We start from the raw sequence: 20,387 nt of genomic DNA on the forward strand, positions 1-20,387 counted from the left end.
TTATTCTATACTTCACTCATCATCCTAACGACTATTCCTAAAACAAAAGTTAAAGGAGGTTAGAACTATTGAATGAGAAAGATAGAGAAAAGAAAAATGCTACCGAAGCAGGTTCGTATCTCGGTGTTGGTTTAGCACTTGGTGCTGCAATTGGCATTTTAACGGATAATTTAGCGATCGGTTTAGCACTAGGGCTTGCGTTTGGTTCAGCCTTTGGCGCATTCAGTTATTCAAAAAAAGAAAAAGAAGATAAGTAAAAATAAGCCTAGTCTACAACTTAAGTAGATTAGGCTTATTTTTGTGTATCTAGTTATTTTCTCGTTCAGAACTATATTGTAGAAGTTTCTTGGTCACATCATCAGGATCCATGCCGATCAATTTACGATCTAGGACTTGATTGATAACTTTTTGATCTACGTCAGGATGTATTTCTTTTAGCAATTCAAGCGTTTTTCTTGCGCCCTGATCCATTGAATGTGCTCCAGAAATTAACAGAATATCATCTGGTTTCAATTGTTCAACGCCAAAACGTAACGTTTCATCCAGTTCTTCATAAAATGTGATGTCAATGTCGTTCTGATTCATTACTTTCAGGAATGCTGCTAATTCCTCTTCTGTTACCTTATCTTTTTTTTCCACGTGAGAAGGCGCTGTCGTTAATATAATTTTGCTAACGTTTATTGTATTAAACCATTCTGCCAAGGAGTTTGCAATTTCCGTGCTGTGTTCCGGTCCATTATTCCCTCGGATAGCGTGGACTAGATGTAAATCTTTGTATTCAAGATGGCTGATCGTTTCCATGCATGAATCAATATTATTTTGATTTAATAACAAATCATCTATTACTTTAAATTCGTTGTCATATAGCATTTGGAAGCGTCTTTCGACACCAGTAAAGTTCTTGATTCCTAACTGAATCACTTCAACAGGTATATCATTTACAAGGCCAGTAACCACTGCCGTCAGTGCATTGTAAATAGAGTGGTAACCAGGAATCGACATCTCCAATTCGAAACTCATCGTTTCAATCTGTTTTCCAGTTAAAGAAGAAAATGGCTTCATAATATTCACTTTGAATTGAGGCTTTCCTGATAAAAAGCGAAGGTCCGAAACTGTCATTGTACCCGACTGATTTTCAATACCAAACGTGACGACTTGTGCTTGTGTCTCCTTTTCCAAAGGAACCAGTAGTGGTTCATCAATATTTAAAATTGCTGTGCTTTGCTTGGGTGCTTTTCTGACTAGTGCAGCTTTTGCATCAAAATAAGCTTCAAAAGATTCATGTAATCGAATGTGTTCTGGGCTTATGTTCATAAATGCCACTACATCAAATTCTGTATGATAGACTCTTTTAAGTTCAAGCGCTGAAGATGAGACTTCCATAGAGACATGAGAAATTTCACAATCTCTCATTTTTGCAAAATGCTGCTGCAAATCATAGGACTCAGGTGTCGTCAACCGACTCATTTCAATCTCTTTATCCATTTTCACTAGAATCGTTCCAATCAGACCCGATTTTAGTTTATGTGCTTTAAAGATTTCTTCTGTCATATAAGTGATGGTTGTTTTGCCGTTTGTAGCTGTCACTCCAAATATACTTAAAGATTTAGAAGGATTACCAAAGAAATTACTGGATATAATCGCTAATGCTTCACGGCTATCATTAACTTTGAGTTGTAGTACATCTAGTTCTTCAAGAAAATGCTCAACGACAACGACTGTCGCACCTTTTTTCACAGCATCTTTTGCATATTGATGTCCATCAGCTTGATGTCCTTTAATGCAGACAAATAGTGTTTGTGGTTCAACTTCTTTTGAATGATAAGCTATTTTTTCAATGTGGGTCTCTTTTTTTTCTGTTTTGAGCTGAGCTGGACGGCTAGAGTCGATCTCTACCGAGGTCAATAGGTCAGTTAGGTTCATGTTGATCTTGACTCCTCCAATGAATGCATACAGTGTCTAATAGTAAGCTGTTCGTTCAATTTAAGCCTTTACGTAACTTCTAGTTTACTATCTTATCTGTTTTATGTCATATCATTTGCTCACTGATGTTAGATGATCACATATTTATTACAAAACTAACTTATCTATAAAAGCTCTATCTATTACAGAGATTTGGAATGTCTTCTATTGAAGGCATTCCGTTTTGTGCTCCCGACTTCTGTATAGAAACGGCGGCCGCTTTGTTCGCAAATCGTACGCACTCTTCTAATGTTTGACCTTCCATATACGCTACTGCAAAGGCTCCGTTGAACGTATCTCCAGCTCCTGTAGTATCCACAACATGCTCTATTTCAATTGCAGGTACAGTTACAATTTTATCACCATCATGAAATTGTGCTCCGTTTTGTCCTAGTGTCACAATCAGTTTATTGGAATATTTCTCAAGCATATTACTTATCGACTGTCCAGGAAACATTTCTTGAAATTCTGTTTCATTCGGCGTCAGGAAAGTAATGAATTTCATTAACTCTTCTGTTAACTTTCTAGCTGGAGCTGGGTTATATAATACTGGAATACGATTTTGATAGCTTTGATCAATCAATTTTTCAATCGTAGCTTGTGGCAATTCATTTTGGACTAGTACCATATCACTTTGTTTCAGCATGTCTATCTGTTGTTGATTTTGAAAGAGACAATCAGGTGTATAGGCATCATTTGCTCCCGCTACATAAATGATCATGTTATCTCCATTCATTACGGTTATAACGGCTGACCCTGATGGAGCATCTTTAATGATTTGCACGTGATTACTTCCAACAGCATTCTTTTTTAAATTGTCTAACAGTCTTTCTCCAAAAACATCTGAACCAACGGCTCCAAACATTTCAACTTCAGCACCTAGTCGAGCAGCCGCAACAGCCTGATTAGCGCCTTTACCTCCAAAATGGGTTTCAAAGGTTTCCCCGAAAATCGTTCCCCCTACTTTTGGCTCTCTTTTTGTTTCTACGACAAAATCCGTTGAAATACTTCCAACGACTAACAATTTTGACATGTCATTTCATTCCTTTCTAGTATATTATCCACATAGACAAGAGGATAAGGAAAACTTGATGCAATGGATAATACCAATAGAAAAAATATTTGGGTAACCTAGGCAACTTGATTGCCTTTTCTGATAAAAATAGTGGAATAGACAGTACAGAATAGGTTTGCAAAGAAATGCCTACAATAAACTGGACAATGCCAGCAGCCACTATCCCTTGCACTACATTACGCTCTTTTATCCAGTAAATGCTCCAACCAAACAAAAATCCATACACACTGTATTCAGTTGGTATACTTAGTAACAAGAACCCTAAAAAATACCGCGGATACTTCATGGAAAGTGAAAAGACTGCCAATAAAAACACCACATTGATGGTATTTGGCGTAATCGGCATAGAAATTACCCCTAGTAGTAATAATCTTATGATGTACTTTTTATAATCTCGGGTTCTCAAGGTACCTTCTACTGTGCTGTACAAAAAACAAGGAAAAGCGATTCGTCCGATTAATCTTAACCATAAATATTGAGGGAAAAGAAAAGCGCCCGCATGATCGATCGTCATTGTGATAATCCCGATCCACTTGATCATATTCAGCTTGTAGTCAAAATTGGTCTGCATCATTTAAGTCCTTCCTATGTATAGTTTTATAGTCTACATTATACCAGTTTAATCGTTAAATCGGTTTTTCATTGTGCGCAAAAAAAGCTAAAAGGAATGATCTGTTACTATCATCCCTTTTAGTTTTTGATTCTATTTGAAATTCGTCAAAAGTTAAACTTTCTCAGCACTGATAATATAAAGGGAAATAGAGTCTCCTTTGTTTTCGTTAACAGTTTGATAAAAAAATTCCGTATAAATATTTTTGAAATTGTAACTAGGAAGCTTTTCTAAAAGTTTCTTTTGAGAGAGTGTTTGAGGATGGTGACTTGAACCTTCGCTTCTTTCCATCTCAATAATCATCAATTGTCCGCCTGAATAGATTGCGTCAGACAGTTTCATCAATAGGCTTTCTGGATCAGCGATATGGTGTAAGACTAAGGACATAAAAATCGTATCTACTTTTTCGAAAAGTACACGGTTTGTTTCGATGTCCAAGTGTTTTGGAGTTAAATGACTAAATGATGAGTCTTTGATCTTCTTTTCTACTACTTTAATCATTTCAGCCGATGAATCAATCATCAAGATGGATTCAAAAGCATCTGACAGCTCTAGACTTAATAGCCCAGTTCCACATCCAAAATCAATTGCAGACTTGGATTCTTTATGATTCAACAAACGACGAATCAGATTTGCGGACTTTTTCGCCATCTCTACTCTATCCGCTTTATCGTATGTCGCTGCCATTTTATCAAATGCTTCTATATGTCCCACTTTTACACTCCTTTTAGTTCTTCTTATATGCCGACGCGCTATAATCGAAAATAATGCCGACTCCTGCCATATGTCCATGGCTAGCAGATACGATCAATTGAGAGGGTCCTGTAATTTCTCCTGCCGCATAGATGCCTTTAATATTGGTTCGACCCATTGAATCAGTTGATACAAATCCTGCCTCATTAACTTCAAGTCCTAACTCTTCTACGAAAGGAAAGTTCTGATTAATCGTTGGTGTACAAAAGCCACCTGTTCTAATGACTTCTTCTCCATCTTCAAATACTACACTCTGTAGCGCTCCGTTTTCGCCTTTTAGCTCCACTATTTCTTTGTCAATCAGTCTAATTTGGTTCAATTTTAAATCTTTTTTCTGCTGGGCATCAAAAATATCCATTCCGTTCGTTGCGACAATCAGATCTTCTGACCAATTATTTAGTAACGTCGGTAAATGTGCTCCTTCTTTAGTATCAATGATTAATATCAATGAACAATCTTGCATTTCCCATCCATCACAAAATGGACAAGAAAATAGACTTTTACCATAATAAGATTCGATATTTTTTACAGCAGGTAAGGTTTCTTTGAAACCAATGGCTAAAACGACCGCTCTCGTTTGAACGGTTTCCCCTGTTTCTGTTTTGAGTTCAAACGTATGATCAAGTTTAGAGTCAATGGATACTATTCTGGCATTTTCTGTTTTGATCGTCGGATATTTCGATAGATCTCTTCTTCCTTTTTCTCTGAATTGTTCTGGTGTCACACCGTCTCTCGTTAAAAACGCATGGGCCTCTTGAGTGACTCTGTTTCTAGGTAGTTCTTCATCAATCAAAAGAACTTCTTTTTTGCCTCTTCCAGCAACTAATGCAGCACTCATTCCTGCTGGGCCTCCACCAATTACTACAACTTCTAGCATATTAATCTCTCCTTATTAACTCTATTAAAGACCTTTAATATCTATAATTAAAGTAAAATTAGTGATTCACTAATTTTTTTCAGGCATTTGTAAAAGAATTCCTGCAATTGTTTTGCTCGCTAGTTCTTCTTTCATTTTGTCTTCTACTTCTGACATTGTACGCTCAATTAAACACGTTTGACTCCATTTTCCATCATGTGACATTGTACAATTCAGTAAAGATTCATATCCTTCTGTAGCCTGTATTACATCGAGAAAGGAGCATTCTTCAGGTTCACGTACCAATCGGTATCCACCTTTAACTCCAGGCGTCGATTCGATCAAACCGGCTTTAGATAGTTTTGTTAAAATCTTTGATAAATAAGTTGGAGATAATTTTTGGCGCTGTGCTAGTGTATCTACCCCTACCGCTTCATTCGTATTTTCCATAGCTAAGTGAACCATAGAATGTAACGCATAGTTCGTTGCTTTAGAAAACTTCATTAAAGTCACCCTTTTAATTATAGATTCATTTTGTCTTTAATTGAATAGTAGAACTATTCTGACATAAAGTCAATAGAAAAAATCTCTAGTACAATGATAAAAATATCAAAAGAAAAACCCTGAAAAGGATTGTAAAAGTACAATTCTTTCAGGGGTTCTCTGTATTTTAAGACTTTCAAAAGACTTCTATTTCAGTCTCCTAATAGTAAACGATACGCTATATATCAGAAATTACTTAGCTACTTTAGATTCAAGACCTTCAGCTTTTAAGAATTCACTGAATGGTACCAATTCTTCAGCTTCATATTTCGCTTTATAATCGTTAATTTCTTCTGCACTATACAATGTTGAGTCTAATTTCAGTGTTTCAACTGGAATTGGACGGTCTTTTGTAATTTTACAATCTACAACGACTGTTTTGCCTTCTTTATAAGCTTTAACAGCATCAGCCATTACTTGGTCTACATCTTCAATACGGCTTACTGTGAAACCAACTGCACCTTGAGCTTCCCCAATTTTTGCGTAGTCTACATCAGTAAAATCAGTACCGAAAGTATTTGTATTTGTATCTTCGTATTTGTTCTTGATAAATGCATATTCAGTGTTCGTGAATACGATGTTGATAACAGGCATGTTGTAACGTACGTTAGTAACGATATCTTGATAGTTCATTGAGAACGCACCATCACCCATGATGTTAAAGACTTGACGATCAGGATACACGTTTTTAGCACCAATACCACCAGGAAGTCCGATTCCCATAGTCGCAAACAATGGAGAAGTTCTCCACATATTCTTAGGTGTCATGTGTAAGTGACGGATAGATGTTTGAGTAGAGTTCCCAACATCGATTGAGTAAATTGCATCTTCATCAGCGTATTTGTTGATTGCATTGTATACTTGATAAAGTTGTAACGCGCCACTTTCTTTTGTTTCCAACTTAGTCATGTAGTCACGCCAGTTTTGAATATTTTTCAAGTTAGCATTCCACCAAGCTGATTCTGGAACAGCTGTTACTTTTTCAAGTAATGAGTGAACTGCTTCGCCTGCATCTCCAAGAATCGCAACATCTGCATTGTGACGTTTACCAAGCATTGTTGGGTTGTTATCAATTTGGATGAAGGTTTCAGTGTTTGAGAATGTACCTTCAATTTCAGCAAACGGGAAGTTTGATCCAACGAATAAGATTGTATCTGCTTCTTTAACTGTTTCGTTAGCTGGTTTCCAACCTACACGGTATGTTGAACCAGTCAACGCTTCAAAATCATACTCAAAAGTTTCAAAGTTTTTACCAGTTGTAATGACTGGCGCTTTAAGTTTACGAGATAATTCTTGAACAGCTGGACCGTGTCCCATTGTTCCGACACCCGCGTAAATTGCAGGACGTTTAGCATTGTTTAATAATTCAACTGCAGCGTCAATATCCGCTTCGTTAAGTGCTGGAGATACATAATCACGGTAGCTGTGACCTGAAGAGTAGAATGCATCGTTATCGATTTCGTGGTAACCGAAATCACCAGGTAGTTCGATTACCGATACACCGCGTTTAGAGATAGCAGTACGGATTGCATCGTCAATCATTTTTGGTACTTGTTCAGCATAAGCCGCACGGCGGTTGTATACTGCAATACTTGCGAACATTGGATTTTGGTTCAATTCTTGGAATGCATCCATGTTTAACTCTTTTTGAGGACGAGATCCTAAAATAGCTAAAACAGGCGTGTTATCCATTGCTGCATCGTAAAGACCATTGATTAAGTGAGAAGCCCCAGGACCACCTGATCCAACACAAACAGCGATGTTTCCGCCAAATTTGCTTTGCATTACAGCTGCCATTGCGCCAACTTCTTCATGTTTTACTTGAATAAATTTAATATCAGTATCTTTTTGCTCACCTAAAGATTCCATTAAAGGAGCTAACGTTCCTGAAGGAATTCCATAAATTGTATCAATTCCCCATCCTTCTAAAACTTTTAGTGAAGCTGTACTGACTTTAGTTTTTCCACTTGTCATTCAAAAATCCTCCTAAAATAAATACACAAATAAATCCTTAAACATTTTAGCACGTTTAAATTGAGATTTAAAGTTCATTTCCGATTGTTTATTATAATTCAACCACCAATTCAAAAAAACGTCACTTATTGTACATATTTACTGTTAAAAATATATTTAAAAGAAGGTGTATTTACTATCATAGCAACATCTCACTTAGCCAATAAAAATAATTTTATGCTAGATTCCCAATTATAGAGTTTTTTTGTTTAAAACAAAAAGTCAAAATAAATAATAGGATTCTATCGTTCATTTTGACTTTTATATGTTTTAAAAGTTGTTACTTTTTTCCATTAATACAAAGTTGGTTTTATTTTTAGCTTCTCGGTTTTCAAAGACTTGCTTTTTTTCAAAGCCTACTCGCTCATACACTTTGATTGCTCGCAAGTTGAATTCCGCTACACTTAATCGATAGCCTCTTATTTGTAATTGTTCTCGTCCAAACTCTATTGCTTCTTGAATAAATGCTTCTTCTAAAACTCTGCCAGTAAACTTTGGATTCATTCCTATTCCTAAGTCAGTAAGCTGCTTATTTGAGTAAGCTTCTGCCTTCACTCCTCCAGGTACTTGCGCATTTTTTCCAAAACATAAAAATCCCATCAACTTTTGATTTTGATCTTTAGCACTGTAGTAAGAACCATCCATAAATTCTGCCAAAGTCTCCAAATCATCTGTCATGTTATAAAAATTTGTATTTTTCTGGATAAGTTCACTGCATTATCTCACGGGCTTCGAGCTCATTCATCGGATCAAATCGGTACTGATTTTGCATCGGTCTTTCTCCTCTGTTCACTATTTCTATGATCGCAAAATAACTTCCATCTTTTTACCTTTTGCTAATTCATCGATCAGTTTGTCCATATATCTAATTTCTTGCATAAGCGGTTCTTCGATTTCTTCTATTCTAACGCCGCAAATCATCCCTTTGATTTGCTCTCTATTCGGATTCAGTTGAGGCGCTTCTTTGAAAAAGGTTCGAAAGTCCTTTTCTTCTTCTACTATTTGCTTTAATCGAATAGTATCATATCCCGTTAACCAACAAATAATCTGGTCTACTTCTAATTTAGTACGGTTTTTTCGCTCTACCTTTTTTATATAGAGTGGATAAACTTTTCCAAAACTCATTGAATAAATTTTATGTTCAGCCATGATTTCTCCTTTGTTTTCTAAAACTGAGGTGCTTTTCGGCAATTTGTCGCTTGTTCATAGCCATAAGCACATTCAAATAGAGTTGGCTCAGCATAAGCACTTGCTGTGAATGTTATACCAACAGGTTCACCATCCGTTGTGTATCCAGCCGGAACTGTAATAGATGGATAGCCAGCTTTAGCCGGTATCATTGCACCTGCATTATTTGGTGTGACAAATGCGTCCAATTGATCCTTTTCAAGAGCGGCATCGATACCTTTTTCTCTTGACTGTTCTTGGTCAAAAATCAAACTATCTAAATACGCTGACTCCGTTAGCTGTCCACTTGTTGCAGCAGCCTGATAGAATAGGGCTTGTCCATATTTCAAATCTTTACTTCCTAGATTCCGGTTACCATTAATCAAGTCGTTCAACGTTTTTAAGCCAAGGCTTGAATCTACTGTCTTCAAGTAAGCTTCTAGTGCGGGTTTGAACTCATATAGCATTACATTGATATCCCAGTTTTCATTAGCGGAAGGAACTTCAATGTTTTCAATAATTTCAGCGCCTTGTGCCTTTAATTGCTCTATCGCTTGATCCATCAATTGTTGCTTATCTTTTTCTACATAGTCAAAATAAGGTTTGCGCGCAATTCCGATTCGTTTTCCTTTTAGACCATCTTTTTTAAGATGATTTGTATAGTCTATTTCTGTTGATGGACCAGTACATGTCACTGGATCGTTTTCATCTTTCCCTTGTATGACCGAAAGCAAAACCGCTGCATCTTCAACTGTTCGTGTCATTGGTCCAGCAGTATCTTGCGTGTGAGAAATTGGAATAATGCCACTGCGACTGATTAATCCAACAGTTGGCTTAACGCCTACAAGTGAGTTCTGACTTGCTGGACTTAGAATGGATCCCGAAGTCTCTGTACCGATTCCGACTACCGCTAAACTTGAAGCAATAGCGGCTCCAGTACCAGCACTTGATCCTCCGACCATAAAGTCTTTACCGTAAGGATTTAATGTTTGTCCACCGCGAGAACTGTATCCAGTTGGCATATCTTCTGCGATAAAATTAGCCCATTCTGTCAGATTCGCTTTTCCTAATAGGATAGCGCCCGCTTTTCTTAGTTGCTTAACGATAAACGCATCTTCTTTTGCAACATGATCTTTTAAGAGTAAAGAACCCGCCGAAGTATGCATATTGTCATGCGTATCAATATTATCTTTGATCACTACAGGTAAGCCGTGTAAAGGCCCTCTAACTTTTCCTTCTTTTCTTTCTGTATCCAATTTGTCCGCTAAGTACAAGGCATCTGGGTTCACTTCAATAATACTATTTAAATTTGGTTCTGCAGAATCAAGTTCTGATATGCGTTTCAGATAAGTCAAAACTAATTTTCTAGAAGTGAGTTCTCCTGATTCCAATGCTTTTTGTAAAGTTTTAATTGTTTTTTCTTCAATCCAATTTGTCTGTTCACTCATCTTTTATCCTCCATTAAATCTGTTTTTCTGTAGTATTCGCAAATTCATAGTAATCTGGTTTATTTCCATAAAAAATCTCTTCTCCAAAATGTACTTCTTTTACTAGTTCATCAAAGAGTTCGATATTCAAATAGGCCTGTTTCTCTTTACGATAACGATAAAACAAAAATGTTCCGCATCGATTACAGAAACCTCGCTCAGCCCATTCTGAAGAAGGATAAACACTGATTGTTTCTTCTTGGTTAAATGTCAGGTTTTCTCCCGCTACTTCTTCAGTGAAAAATGCCGCAGAAGCATTTTGTTTTCTACACATTTTACAGTGACAAGCCGTTACATGATTTCCAAGTTCTGTAACGGTCATGACCGTCTCCCCACATAGACAAGTTCCTTTAACTTGTTCCATTTCTATCACACCCCTAATTGTTCTTTAATCTTAGTTTAGCTAAAAGCGCTTGTCGATACAATAAGAAAAGAGCCTATCAACTCAAGATGAATTGATAAGCTCTTTATTTTATTCTAAAAACAATTATCCGTTACTAACGTCTTCACCATTAGAAGCAATGACTTTTTTATACCAGTCAAATGATTTTTTCTTCGTACGTTTCAACGTTCCGTTGCCATCGTTATCACGGTCAACGTATATGAAACCATAACGTTTTTTCATTTCTCCGGTTCCGGCGCTTACAAGGTCGATACAGCCCCAAGAAGTGTACCCCATCAAATCAATACCATCTAATTCAACAGCATCTTTCATCGCTTTGATGTGTTCAGCCATGTAAGAAATACGGTAATCATCTTCAACATATCCATTTTCGTCTGGCTCATCAACAGCACCTAATCCATTTTCTACAATGAATAATGGTTTTTGATAACGATCATAAATATCGTTCATTGTAATGCGAAGTCCAAGTGGATCGATTTGCCATCCCCATTCACTTGCTTCCAAGTATGGGTTTTTGATTGAAGCAAAAATATTTCCAGCTGTTTTCTCATTTACTTTAGGATCTCCAGAAGCTACACGAGAAGAGTAGTATGAGAATGAAATAAAGTCTACTGTGTTTTCCATCAATAGTTCTTTATCGCCTTCTTCAAATGGAATCTCGATGCCTTCACGTTCAAGTTCTTTAATCGCATACGCAGGATATTGTCCACGAGACTGTACGTCAATAAAGAAGTAGTTTTCGTGATCTTCTTGTTGCGCTGCAAATACGTCTTCTGGATTCGGTGTATTTGGATAGTATTTACCGGCAGCAAGCATACAACCTACTTGGTTGTTAGGGTCTACTTCGTGCGCTATTTTAGTTGCTAAAGCACTAGCCACTAACTCGTGGTGAGCTGCTTGATATTTCACTTGTTTCTGGTTTTCGCCTTCTTCAAAGGCTAGTCCAGCTCCCATGAATGGTGCGTGTAGGATCATGTTGATTTCATTGAATGTTAACCAGTATTTTACAAGACCTTTGTAGCGTGAGAAAATCGCACGGCAAAGGTTTTCGTAGAAGCCAACCATCTTACGGTTACGCCAGCCACCATACTCTTTGATTAAGTGCATCGGGCAGTCAAAGTGAGTGATCGTTACTAATGGCTCGATTCCGTATTTGTGACACTCTTTAAATAAATCTTCATAGAATTTTAAACCTGCTTCATTGGGTTCTGTTTCGTCACCGTTCGGGAAAATACGAGTCCATGCGATTGAAAGACGATAGGTTTTGAAGCCCATTTCTCCAAACAGGGCGATATCTTCTTTATAACGATTGTAGTGATCGATTGCACCTTTTGCTGGATAGAAATGTTCATCATCGAAATCAAAATGTTTTACTTGTCCAGTGATAATCGGTCCACGGTCTTCTCCGACAGGCACAACATCTACGTTTGCTAGTCCACGTCCGTCTTGATCGTATCCACCTTCAAGTTGATTGGCTGCCGTAGCGCCGCCCCATAAAAAGTCTTCTCTAAATCCCATTATTGATTTTCCTCCTTGAGTCTATTGTATTCGCTATCAATTAATTCTATCTTTATTGTAAATGGTGTAATCCATTACATACAAGCGCTTTATTGTAAAATTTGTAAAGCATTTTTGAAAAGAGCTTTAAAAAAGCATTTAACTTTTTACTTTGTTGATTCTGGATATCTATTCTAAAAAGATTTAATTATTGACTTTTTGACATATTTTCATTAAATACCTGCTAACAAATCGCTGATTATCTGGTTTAACGCGGTTAATTATGATACAGTTACGGATAGCTTAATGAACAAGTAGGAGGAAATTACATGGCTCACTACGATGTACTCGTCGTTGGAGGCGGAACAAGCGGTATGATGGCTGCCATCTCAGCTGCAGAAGCTGGTGCCAAAGTCGCTGTCGTTGAAAAAAACAAATTACTGGGTAGAAAACTCTTAGTAACGGGAAATGGTCGCTGTAACGTGACAAATAACCGTGACAAAGAAGAAATCATCACCCATATCCCTGGAAACGGCCGCTTTTTATATAGCGCGTTCTACCAATATGACAATTATGATATTATGAAATTTTTCCGATCAAATGGTATTGCTTTAAAAGAAGAAGATCATGGAAGAATGTTTCCAACCACTGATAAATCCAGAACGATCGTTGATGCTTTGAAACGAATCATGGATGAACAAAAAATCGAAGTCTTCTTGAATGCCCCTGTAGAAACGGTCCTATATGAAGATGGAAAAGCGCAAGGTGTTCTACTAAAAGATGGACGTACACTCTTTTCAAAAAGTGTGATCTTATCTACCGGTGGACGTGCCATGCCAAAAACAGGCTCAACTGGAGATGGCTACCAATGGGCTAAAAAAGCTGGACATACATTGAAACCTTTGTATCCAACTGAAGTCCCCATCACCTCAGACGAACCGTTTATAGAAGAAAGAGTTTTACAAGGGCTAGCTTTAAGAGACGCGGATATGAGCGTACTGAACAAAAAAGGTAAGCCGGCGATTTCACATCGTATGGATATGATCTTTACCCACTTTGGGATATCTGGTCCTGCCGTTCTTCGCTGCTCGATGTTCGTTCACCAAGTAATGAAGAGAGACAAAACGGACCACGCGACCATCAAAATTGATGCATTACCGGATCAATCTGTTGGAGAGCTCAGACAAGATATGGCTAAACTAATCAAAGATGCCGGAGATAAAAGCGTGAAAAATTCGCTTAAAGGACTCGTTCCTGAGCGTTATCTCTTATTTGGATTAGAAAGACTGAATATCGAAGACAATATGCCTTTAAAACAGTTAACGCCGACTCAAATTGATTCCATCATTGCCTTTTTCAAAGACTTCCAGTTCACAGTGAACGGTTCTCTTCCTATAGAGAAAGCATTTGTTACCGGTGGTGGTGTCGATACGAAAGAAGTGAATCCGAAAACTCTGGAAAGTAAAAAGATGCAGAATCTTTACTTTACTGGAGAGATTCTAGACTATAACGGCTACACTGGTGGCTATAACATCACGGGTGCCTTTATTACCGGACGCGTTGCAGGCATGCATGCGGCTAAAGCTACTCTGGCAGTTGCCCAATAAATGCAAAAAGACAGTAGAACGATAGAAGTTACCTTCTATCCTCTCTACTGTCTTTTTTACTCACTTTTAATTTTAGCAAGTACAAACTTGATCTCATCATAGGTGATCGAATCTTCTACAGCTTCTTTGATGGGCTTGAGAAAATCGTCTCCTACTGCCTCAATAGCTTCTCTAATTTCAGTATCTGCCTGTTTTGAAACCAACTGATTATAATCAATTTGCTTATGTTCTTCAATCGCTTTGCACAAGTGATTGATGATGGTATTGGTCGACAACCCTCTTAGTTCAGAAATCGCCGCAACGTCTCCCCCTTCATTGAACAGTCGCAAGGTTTCTTCAACTGTATTTTTACTCGATGACTTAGCCGTCTTTGTGACTTCTTTGACTGAAACGTTTTGTTCGACTTGTTGCGCTGTATCAATATCTTGCTCTTCTACATAATCTTTGATCAACGAAAGAAACTGTTCTCCGTATTCAGCAAGCTTCGCTTCCCCTACACCATTTGTCGCAAGAAAAGCATCATCCGTTTGTGGAAACTTAGCTGACATATCGATCAAACTTCGATCCGTAAAGACAACAAAAGGTGGCTTGCCAATTTCCTGAGCAATCGTCGTTCTCAATTGTCTTAAGCGTTCAAATAACTGCGCATCGTAGTTCTCGATGTTTTCCATTGCTTTAGTCTTATGCGCAGGCTCTTGCTTTAATTGCTTGCGAATCGAAAGGCTTGTCTGACCTTTTAGCAATTCTGAAGTTTTCCCTGTGAACTCTAGTATCGGATAGCCATCTCCACCGACTTTCAGATAGTCTTCACTGATCATGATTGAAATCATATCTTTGATATCACTATCCGTATAATCAGACATAATCCCATACGTACTCAACTCATCAAAGTTCATCTGCTCAATCCGACTCGTCTTCTTCCCTCTCAAGACATCCGTAATCAAACCCGTTCCATAAAGCTGATTCATTCGGTAAATACAAGACAGAATCTTCTGACATTCTACGGTGATATCGGTCGTAACCGTTTCTTCATCACAGTTCGTACAGTAATCACACGTCTGCCACTCTACTTCTTGATTAAAATATTTTAAAATGCTTTTACGAAGACAGTTACCGGTCTTACAATACGTAATCATAGAATTCAGATTTTTCTTGGCGTGGGGTGAATTCCCCCGTTCGATTAACATGGTATTCGTAATGATATCCTGCGCTGAATAAAACAGAATCGCTTCCGCAGATGCACCATCCCTGCCAGCACGCCCAGCTTCTTGATAATAACTTTCCATATCGAGCGGCATATTGTAATGAATCACACGACGCACATTCGACTTATCAATACCCATCCCAAACGCATTGGTCGCAACCATAATTGGCTTTTCATCATACAGAAACTGATCCTGATTCGCAGCCCTTACTTCAGGCTCAATCCCAGCATGATAATACGTTACTGGGAAGCCTTTTTTATTCAAGTTTTTATAAACGGTATCCACATTTTTACGAGTGTTACAGTAAATGATACTTGATTCTTTCTTATCTAGAATCCGGCTTAGCTCATTCAATTTCTTATCGGGCTTGATCACTGAGAAATAAAGATTCGGACGATCAAAACTTGCGATATGCTGGAAAGGATGTTCCAGATTCAATTGCTGGATCATATCTTCTTGCACGATATTTGTAGCCGTTGCTGTGAAAGCCGCAAAAGACGGTCGATTGCTCAAGGCATTCATAATTTGCGGAATCGCCTGATAACTTGGTCTAAAATCATGCCCCCACTGAGAGACACAGTGCGCTTCATCTACCGCAACTAAGTTTACATCCATTTGTCTTACAGCGTAAAGAAACTGATCATTGCCTAATCGTTCTGGAGAAACATACAGCAAATCCAACTCTCCTCGAGTCGCTTCATCTATAATGGCCTGCTGTTCAAAATAAGATAACTGACTATTGATGTAGGCTGCACGCACTCCCATGGTCTGCAAGGTATCGACTTGATCTTTCATCAACGAGATCAACGGCGAGATGACGAGCGTCACACCTTCCATACAAATGGCTGGAATCTGGTAACAGAGAGACTTACCGCCTCCTGTCGGCATAACGCCGAGCACATCTCTTCCTTCCATGATCGCATTAATTAATTCCTGCTGACCTGGACGAAAAACTTCATATCCATAATACTGTTTCAATGTTTTAAAGATGGTTTCCATATTGCCTCCAACACTCTAATTCCGATTCTATAATTAGGGGGTTATTTGTGCCCCTTTTCTGCTCTATAATTGTAACATAGTTAGTCTTCTTTTTTACATGCGATTCGGAATTCTAATACTGGTTTTTATTCTATTTTCTTTAACCTTTCCGCTTTCTTTCCTTTAGCCCAAGAATAGCCTCCTTCAAAAGTTTCTACTTTTTGATTCTCGATCCAAAAGATTTTCTTGAATGTTTGATCTAAGAAAAAGCGGTCATGAGACACCGCCAAAACGGTTCCCTGAAATTTATCTAATGTCTCTTCTACTAACTCTCTGGATTCGATATCCAAGTGATTGGTTGGCTCATCTAAAATTAAAAAGTTAATATCTTCATGCATCAGTTGCGCCAGTCTCAATCGCATTTTTTCTCCGCCACTTAAACTCGACACAGACTTAAATACGTCACTTCCATAAAACAAGAAACGAGCTAACTGATGCCTTGATTGTCCTTCCTCTATTTGGATTGATTCTCTAAAAACATCTATCAACCGTTCATCTTTTTTATCTGTGAAAAGATGCTGAGAGAGATAACCTACTTTTAAATTTTCTCCTATTTTGATCAGACCTGAATCTGGTGTTTCTTCTTTTAGTAATAGCTTCAATAAAGTTGATTTACCTGCGCCATTCTCTCCAATCAGTCCAATTTTCTCTCCGAAGCGAATATGCATACTTGATTCATTTAAGATCTGTCGATCCCCAAAGCTCTTCGTTACTGCTCTAGCGACTACTACATCTTTTCCACTACGTTCTGAAGCGGTGATATCCAAATTCATTTGCTTATGAATTAAAGGTTTTTTCACTTTTTCCATTCTTTCGATCATTCTTTCCATGTGTCGTGCCTTCTTGTGTAAACCTGGATTAGGCGGTACCGCTCGGTTAGCCCACTCTCTCAAAATTTTTGCTCGTTCTTTCATTTTCTTTATCTTGCGCTGCTGTTCTTCATATATTTGAAACTCTCTGGCAACTTTCTCTTCTTTTTCTTTTACATAATTCGAGAAGTTTGTATGATAAACCGTACATTCACCATCTTCTACGTCTATGACTTTTTGAATGGCCTCATCCAAAAAATAACGGTCATGAGAAATGATTACGACTGTTCCAGCGTAATTGGAAACGAATTGTTCAAGCCATTCTGTAGCTGCAAAGTCCAGATGATTGGTTGGTTCATCCAGTAACAACAAGTCAGGATGGATCAATAGTGTCATGGCTAGTCCAACTTTTGTCTGTTCTCCACCGCTCAATAAATTGAAAGACGTATCTATTAAATGATTTATAGCTAATCCTTGCGTAACTTGATGGATACGTGACTCTATCTCATATCCACCCTCTTGAAGATAGGCTTCTTGAACTTTCCCATACTGATCGATCAATTTTTGAAGTTGATTTTGATTTTCTGTTTGACTCATTTCCATTTCTAATTGTTTCATCTCTGTTTCTTTTTCCAACAACTCTTCAAAAACGGTTTTTAATACTTCTCTGACGCTCATTTCATCTGAATAAGCTGGAATTTGTTCCAGATATCCAATAGAGCACCCTTTTTTCCAATGAATGTTACCAGAAGTTTGCGTTTCGACCTGTGCAAGTAGTTTCATTAAGGTTGTTTTGCCGCTTCCATTTCTACCGACAAGACCGATTTTTTCTCCTTGTTTAATTTCTAACGAGACATTTTCAAAGATGGTTGTTCCTCCATATTGTTGAGAAATTGAGTTTACATTACATATAATCATTTTACGGCTCCTTTTGTCTTACACCCTCTTCATTAGACAAAAGTCAAAGCGTATAAAAATAGCCATAGAAAAGAGTCCTCTCCTATGACTATTCTTCAACAAAATAGAAAGTAATCACTTACTTTCAATCTGTATATAAATGGTAGGGGTAAGATGTTTTTTCTGCGATTTTACTATTCAATTGCTGAAAATGGACAGACTGGTCCAATTACGCAACGACAATAGAAAATTCAGCACGGCATATATATAAATATAATTCTTCTTTCCCGTGCTTTTTCGCAGTTAGAAACATCTAACCTCCACCTCCGTTCGTTTAAGATATTTCTATTCTATAATCTTTTGTCTCTAAAAACAATCTAAAATTCAATCGAGAAAAAAACTCCACGCTATGAACGTGGAGTTCCTTCTTTGAATCTACTTATTTATCTAGTTCACCAGTCAACTCAATAATACGGTCTACTGATTCGTCTAGATATTTGATTGTATCCGATAACGGACGATCAGTTGTGATATCTACGCCTGCTACAAGTGTTGCTTCAGCTGGAACTTTTTGTCCACCTAATGCAAGAAACTCTAACCAGCCGTCTACTTTTTCTTCTCCGCTCTTGATTTTAAGGAAGGCTTGCGTTGCAATCGTTAAACCAGCAGAGTAAGTGTAAGGATATAATCCCATGTAGTAGTGAATTTGACGCATCCACGTTAATTCTGCGCCTGCTTCTAGCTCAACTGAGTCCCCCCAGAATTGTTCTAGAACACTCAATTTCAGTTCACTTAGTTTTTTCGCATCGAAACTCTTACCGGCATCGATCAGTTTGTACACTTCTCGCTGATAAGCTGCTTCCAGTAAGTGTGTCACAAAGTTATGGAAATACGTACGTGAAATCATTTTAGAGAGAATCGAACGCTCCATACGTGGATCATCTGTTTTATTTTTCAGATAATCAGTCAATAATAATTCATTAAAAGTAGATGGTCCTTCAATCAAGTAAAGAGATGGACGTGCACTAGTTAATGGATTATTCTCATTTGATAATACACCTTGTCCAGCGTGTCCCAGTTCATGGAACAGGGTATAAGCATCTGTCAGCTGATCAGTCCACGTTACCATGACATAAGGATGTTTTCCGTAAGTTGTTGAGCAAAAGGCACCTGAACGTTTACCAATATTTTGTGCAAAGTCTGTCCAGCGTTCAGGATAAGAGCGCATAATCATGTTCACATATTCGTCTCCAAGAGGAGCTAACGCTTCTTGAACAAGATCTTTAGACTCTTCAATGGAAACTGGCATTGTATACTCAGGATCCAAGTCAACTTTCAGATCTGCATACGTCATTTTTTCCAAGCCATGAACGTCTTTTAAGTGTGTGATAAATTTGCGCATAACCGGTGCGAAGTCATTCATGATCATATCAATCTGACGGTGGTACAATTCTTGGTCTACTTCTTGACTCTCTAATAAGTAATCAAAGATTGAATCATATCCACGCATCGTCGCCAGCGTTTTTTCGCTTTGTAGGTGTGTATAATAAGCTGTTGCGACAACGTTTTGATATTGTGCTAAAACTTTGCTGAATTGATCATAGGCTGCACGACGAATTTTTGGATTCTCGTGATACATATAAACTTCTTCATATAATACGAAACTTAACTCATATTCTTCACCATCAACTTCAAATGTCCCGTAATCTGCGTCAGCTGAGCGCGCTTGTTCAAATATTTCTGATGGCGCTTCAAAGACAGGGTCTAATTGTGCTAAAGCTTTTTCAACTTCAGGAGCCAATTTCGCTTTTTTAGCTGCTTTGACTTCTCTAATGAATGGTCCAAATTGTGCTTCTTTTTCAACAACTTCGTTTAACGTTGATTCGTCTACTTCTTGGATTTGAGAATTGAAGAAACTCATTCCTGCACCGAAATTAGCAAGCACGTTGGATACGTGACGAGATTGTTGTTGTGCTTCACTATCTGAAATATCTACAGATACTGGTAACATCCCGTATTGTCCTAAATGAGAGGCTTTCGCCATTAAACTTTCGTATTCTTTGATCGCTGCGACTAAGGTCTCTACACTGTCTAACTTTCCATCATACTGATCTGCAAAAGCTTGAACATCTTTTGGAAGGTGTTCGGCTGCTGCTTCAAAATCTTCCTGCGTTTTAAAGATTGCGGATAAATCCCATGTTAATTCTTCAGGTATTTCTGTACGTGGTTTTAATTGTTCAGCCATTCTGTTCTCCCCTTTAATCGTATAAGTATATGGAAATAGTTCTGGTTATAATAATATAACTCATTAGTAGATTCAAACAAACTTCCATACAATATTTTGCGTTTATTGGAAGTTATTTGTCTATCCTCATTAAACTATTCCCTATTTCAGACTATTATAGCATTCTTTTTAATAGTTGTGTGAGAAAATTTAAGATTTTTCAAATTAAACACTTAGAAAC

At 37.7% G+C, this 20,387-nt stretch carries 17 protein-coding genes; 2 read left to right on the top strand and 15 right to left on the bottom strand.

Features of this window, described 5'->3' with window-relative positions:
• Positions 1 to 68 precede the first annotated feature (68 nt).
• Positions 69 to 257: a hypothetical protein gene (locus LG377_RS10155; RefSeq protein ID WP_225744540.1), complete on the top strand. Its 189-nt coding sequence runs from the start codon at positions 69 to 71 to the stop codon at positions 255 to 257.
• 49 nt (positions 258 to 306) lie between these two features.
• On the opposite strand, the gene LG377_RS10160 is transcribed toward LG377_RS10155, so the two are convergent.
• The 12 genes from LG377_RS10160 to LG377_RS10215 all read right to left on the bottom strand — a co-directional run bounded on the left by LG377_RS10160 (position 307) and on the right by LG377_RS10215 (position 12,387).
• Positions 307 to 1,923 (bottom strand): Mur ligase family protein, encoded by a 1,617-nt coding sequence (locus LG377_RS10160; RefSeq protein ID WP_225744541.1) that lies wholly within the window; start codon positions 1,921 to 1,923, stop codon positions 307 to 309.
• Between the two features lie 175 nt (positions 1,924 to 2,098).
• Positions 2,099 to 2,995 carry a ribokinase gene (rbsK, locus tag LG377_RS10165; RefSeq protein ID WP_225744542.1) on the bottom strand — a complete coding sequence of 299 codons (897 nt, stop codon included), beginning with the start codon at positions 2,993 to 2,995 and terminating at the stop codon, positions 2,099 to 2,101.
• 16 nt (positions 2,996 to 3,011) lie between these two features.
• Positions 3,012 to 3,611 carry a TraX family protein gene (locus LG377_RS10170; RefSeq protein WP_225744543.1) on the bottom strand — a complete coding sequence of 200 codons (600 nt, stop codon included), beginning with the start codon at positions 3,609 to 3,611 and terminating at the stop codon, positions 3,012 to 3,014.
• A 150-nt stretch (positions 3,612 to 3,761) separates the two neighbouring features.
• The gene (locus LG377_RS10175) at positions 3,762 to 4,361 is read right to left on the bottom strand and encodes a class I SAM-dependent methyltransferase (protein WP_255612815.1); all 600 of its coding nucleotides are present in this window, start codon (positions 4,359 to 4,361) and stop codon (positions 3,762 to 3,764) included.
• A 13-nt stretch (positions 4,362 to 4,374) separates the two neighbouring features.
• Positions 4,375 to 5,277, bottom strand: a complete 903-nt coding sequence (locus LG377_RS10180; protein WP_225744545.1) for an NAD(P)/FAD-dependent oxidoreductase — start codon at positions 5,275 to 5,277, stop codon at positions 4,375 to 4,377.
• A gap of 69 nt (positions 5,278 to 5,346) precedes the next feature.
• A complete protein-coding gene (locus tag LG377_RS10185) occupies positions 5,347 to 5,760 on the bottom strand; it encodes an Rrf2 family transcriptional regulator (RefSeq protein ID WP_225744546.1) in 414 nt (137 codons plus the stop codon).
• Between the two features lie 231 nt (positions 5,761 to 5,991).
• A complete protein-coding gene (gene spxB, locus LG377_RS10190) occupies positions 5,992 to 7,773 on the bottom strand; it encodes a pyruvate oxidase (RefSeq protein ID WP_225744547.1) in 1,782 nt (593 codons plus the stop codon).
• A gap of 309 nt (positions 7,774 to 8,082) precedes the next feature.
• Positions 8,083 to 8,490 (bottom strand): GNAT family N-acetyltransferase, encoded by a 408-nt coding sequence (locus LG377_RS10195; protein ID WP_225744548.1) that lies wholly within the window; start codon positions 8,488 to 8,490, stop codon positions 8,083 to 8,085.
• A 120-nt stretch (positions 8,491 to 8,610) separates the two neighbouring features.
• Positions 8,611 to 8,961: a DUF2200 domain-containing protein gene (locus LG377_RS10200; protein WP_225744549.1), complete on the bottom strand. Its 351-nt coding sequence runs from the start codon at positions 8,959 to 8,961 to the stop codon at positions 8,611 to 8,613.
• 17 nt (positions 8,962 to 8,978) lie between these two features.
• Positions 8,979 to 10,427, bottom strand: coding sequence for an amidase (locus tag LG377_RS10205; RefSeq protein WP_225744550.1), 1,449 nt, complete (start codon positions 10,425 to 10,427; stop codon positions 8,979 to 8,981).
• A gap of 13 nt (positions 10,428 to 10,440) precedes the next feature.
• Positions 10,441 to 10,830, bottom strand: coding sequence for a GFA family protein (locus tag LG377_RS10210; RefSeq protein WP_225744551.1), 390 nt, complete (start codon positions 10,828 to 10,830; stop codon positions 10,441 to 10,443).
• A gap of 123 nt (positions 10,831 to 10,953) precedes the next feature.
• Positions 10,954 to 12,387 (bottom strand): 6-phospho-beta-glucosidase, encoded by a 1,434-nt coding sequence (locus LG377_RS10215; protein ID WP_225744552.1) that lies wholly within the window; start codon positions 12,385 to 12,387, stop codon positions 10,954 to 10,956.
• A 308-nt stretch (positions 12,388 to 12,695) separates the two neighbouring features.
• Here LG377_RS10215 and LG377_RS10220 point away from each other — a divergent pair, with 308 nt between their 5' ends.
• Positions 12,696 to 13,973 carry an NAD(P)/FAD-dependent oxidoreductase gene (locus LG377_RS10220; protein ID WP_225744553.1) on the top strand — a complete coding sequence of 426 codons (1,278 nt, stop codon included), beginning with the start codon at positions 12,696 to 12,698 and terminating at the stop codon, positions 13,971 to 13,973.
• A gap of 56 nt (positions 13,974 to 14,029) precedes the next feature.
• Here the strand turns inward: LG377_RS10220 and recQ are convergent, their stop codons facing one another.
• From recQ to pepF, 3 genes are all read right to left on the bottom strand, one after another.
• Positions 14,030 to 16,177, bottom strand: coding sequence for a DNA helicase RecQ (recQ, locus tag LG377_RS10225; RefSeq protein ID WP_225744554.1), 2,148 nt, complete (start codon positions 16,175 to 16,177; stop codon positions 14,030 to 14,032).
• A 125-nt stretch (positions 16,178 to 16,302) separates the two neighbouring features.
• A complete protein-coding gene (abc-f, locus tag LG377_RS10230; protein WP_225744555.1) occupies positions 16,303 to 17,943 on the bottom strand; it encodes a ribosomal protection-like ABC-F family protein in 1,641 nt (546 codons plus the stop codon).
• Between the two features lie 418 nt (positions 17,944 to 18,361).
• On the bottom strand, positions 18,362 to 20,167 hold the full coding sequence (gene pepF, locus LG377_RS10235; RefSeq protein ID WP_225744556.1) for an oligoendopeptidase F: 1,806 nt from the start codon (positions 20,165 to 20,167) through the stop codon (positions 18,362 to 18,364).
• Positions 20,168 to 20,387 lie beyond the last annotated feature (220 nt).

The organism is Marinilactibacillus sp. Marseille-P9653 (assembly GCF_916618885.1).
In the GTDB taxonomy this organism is placed as follows: Bacteria; Bacillota; Bacilli; order Lactobacillales; family Carnobacteriaceae_A; genus Marinilactibacillus.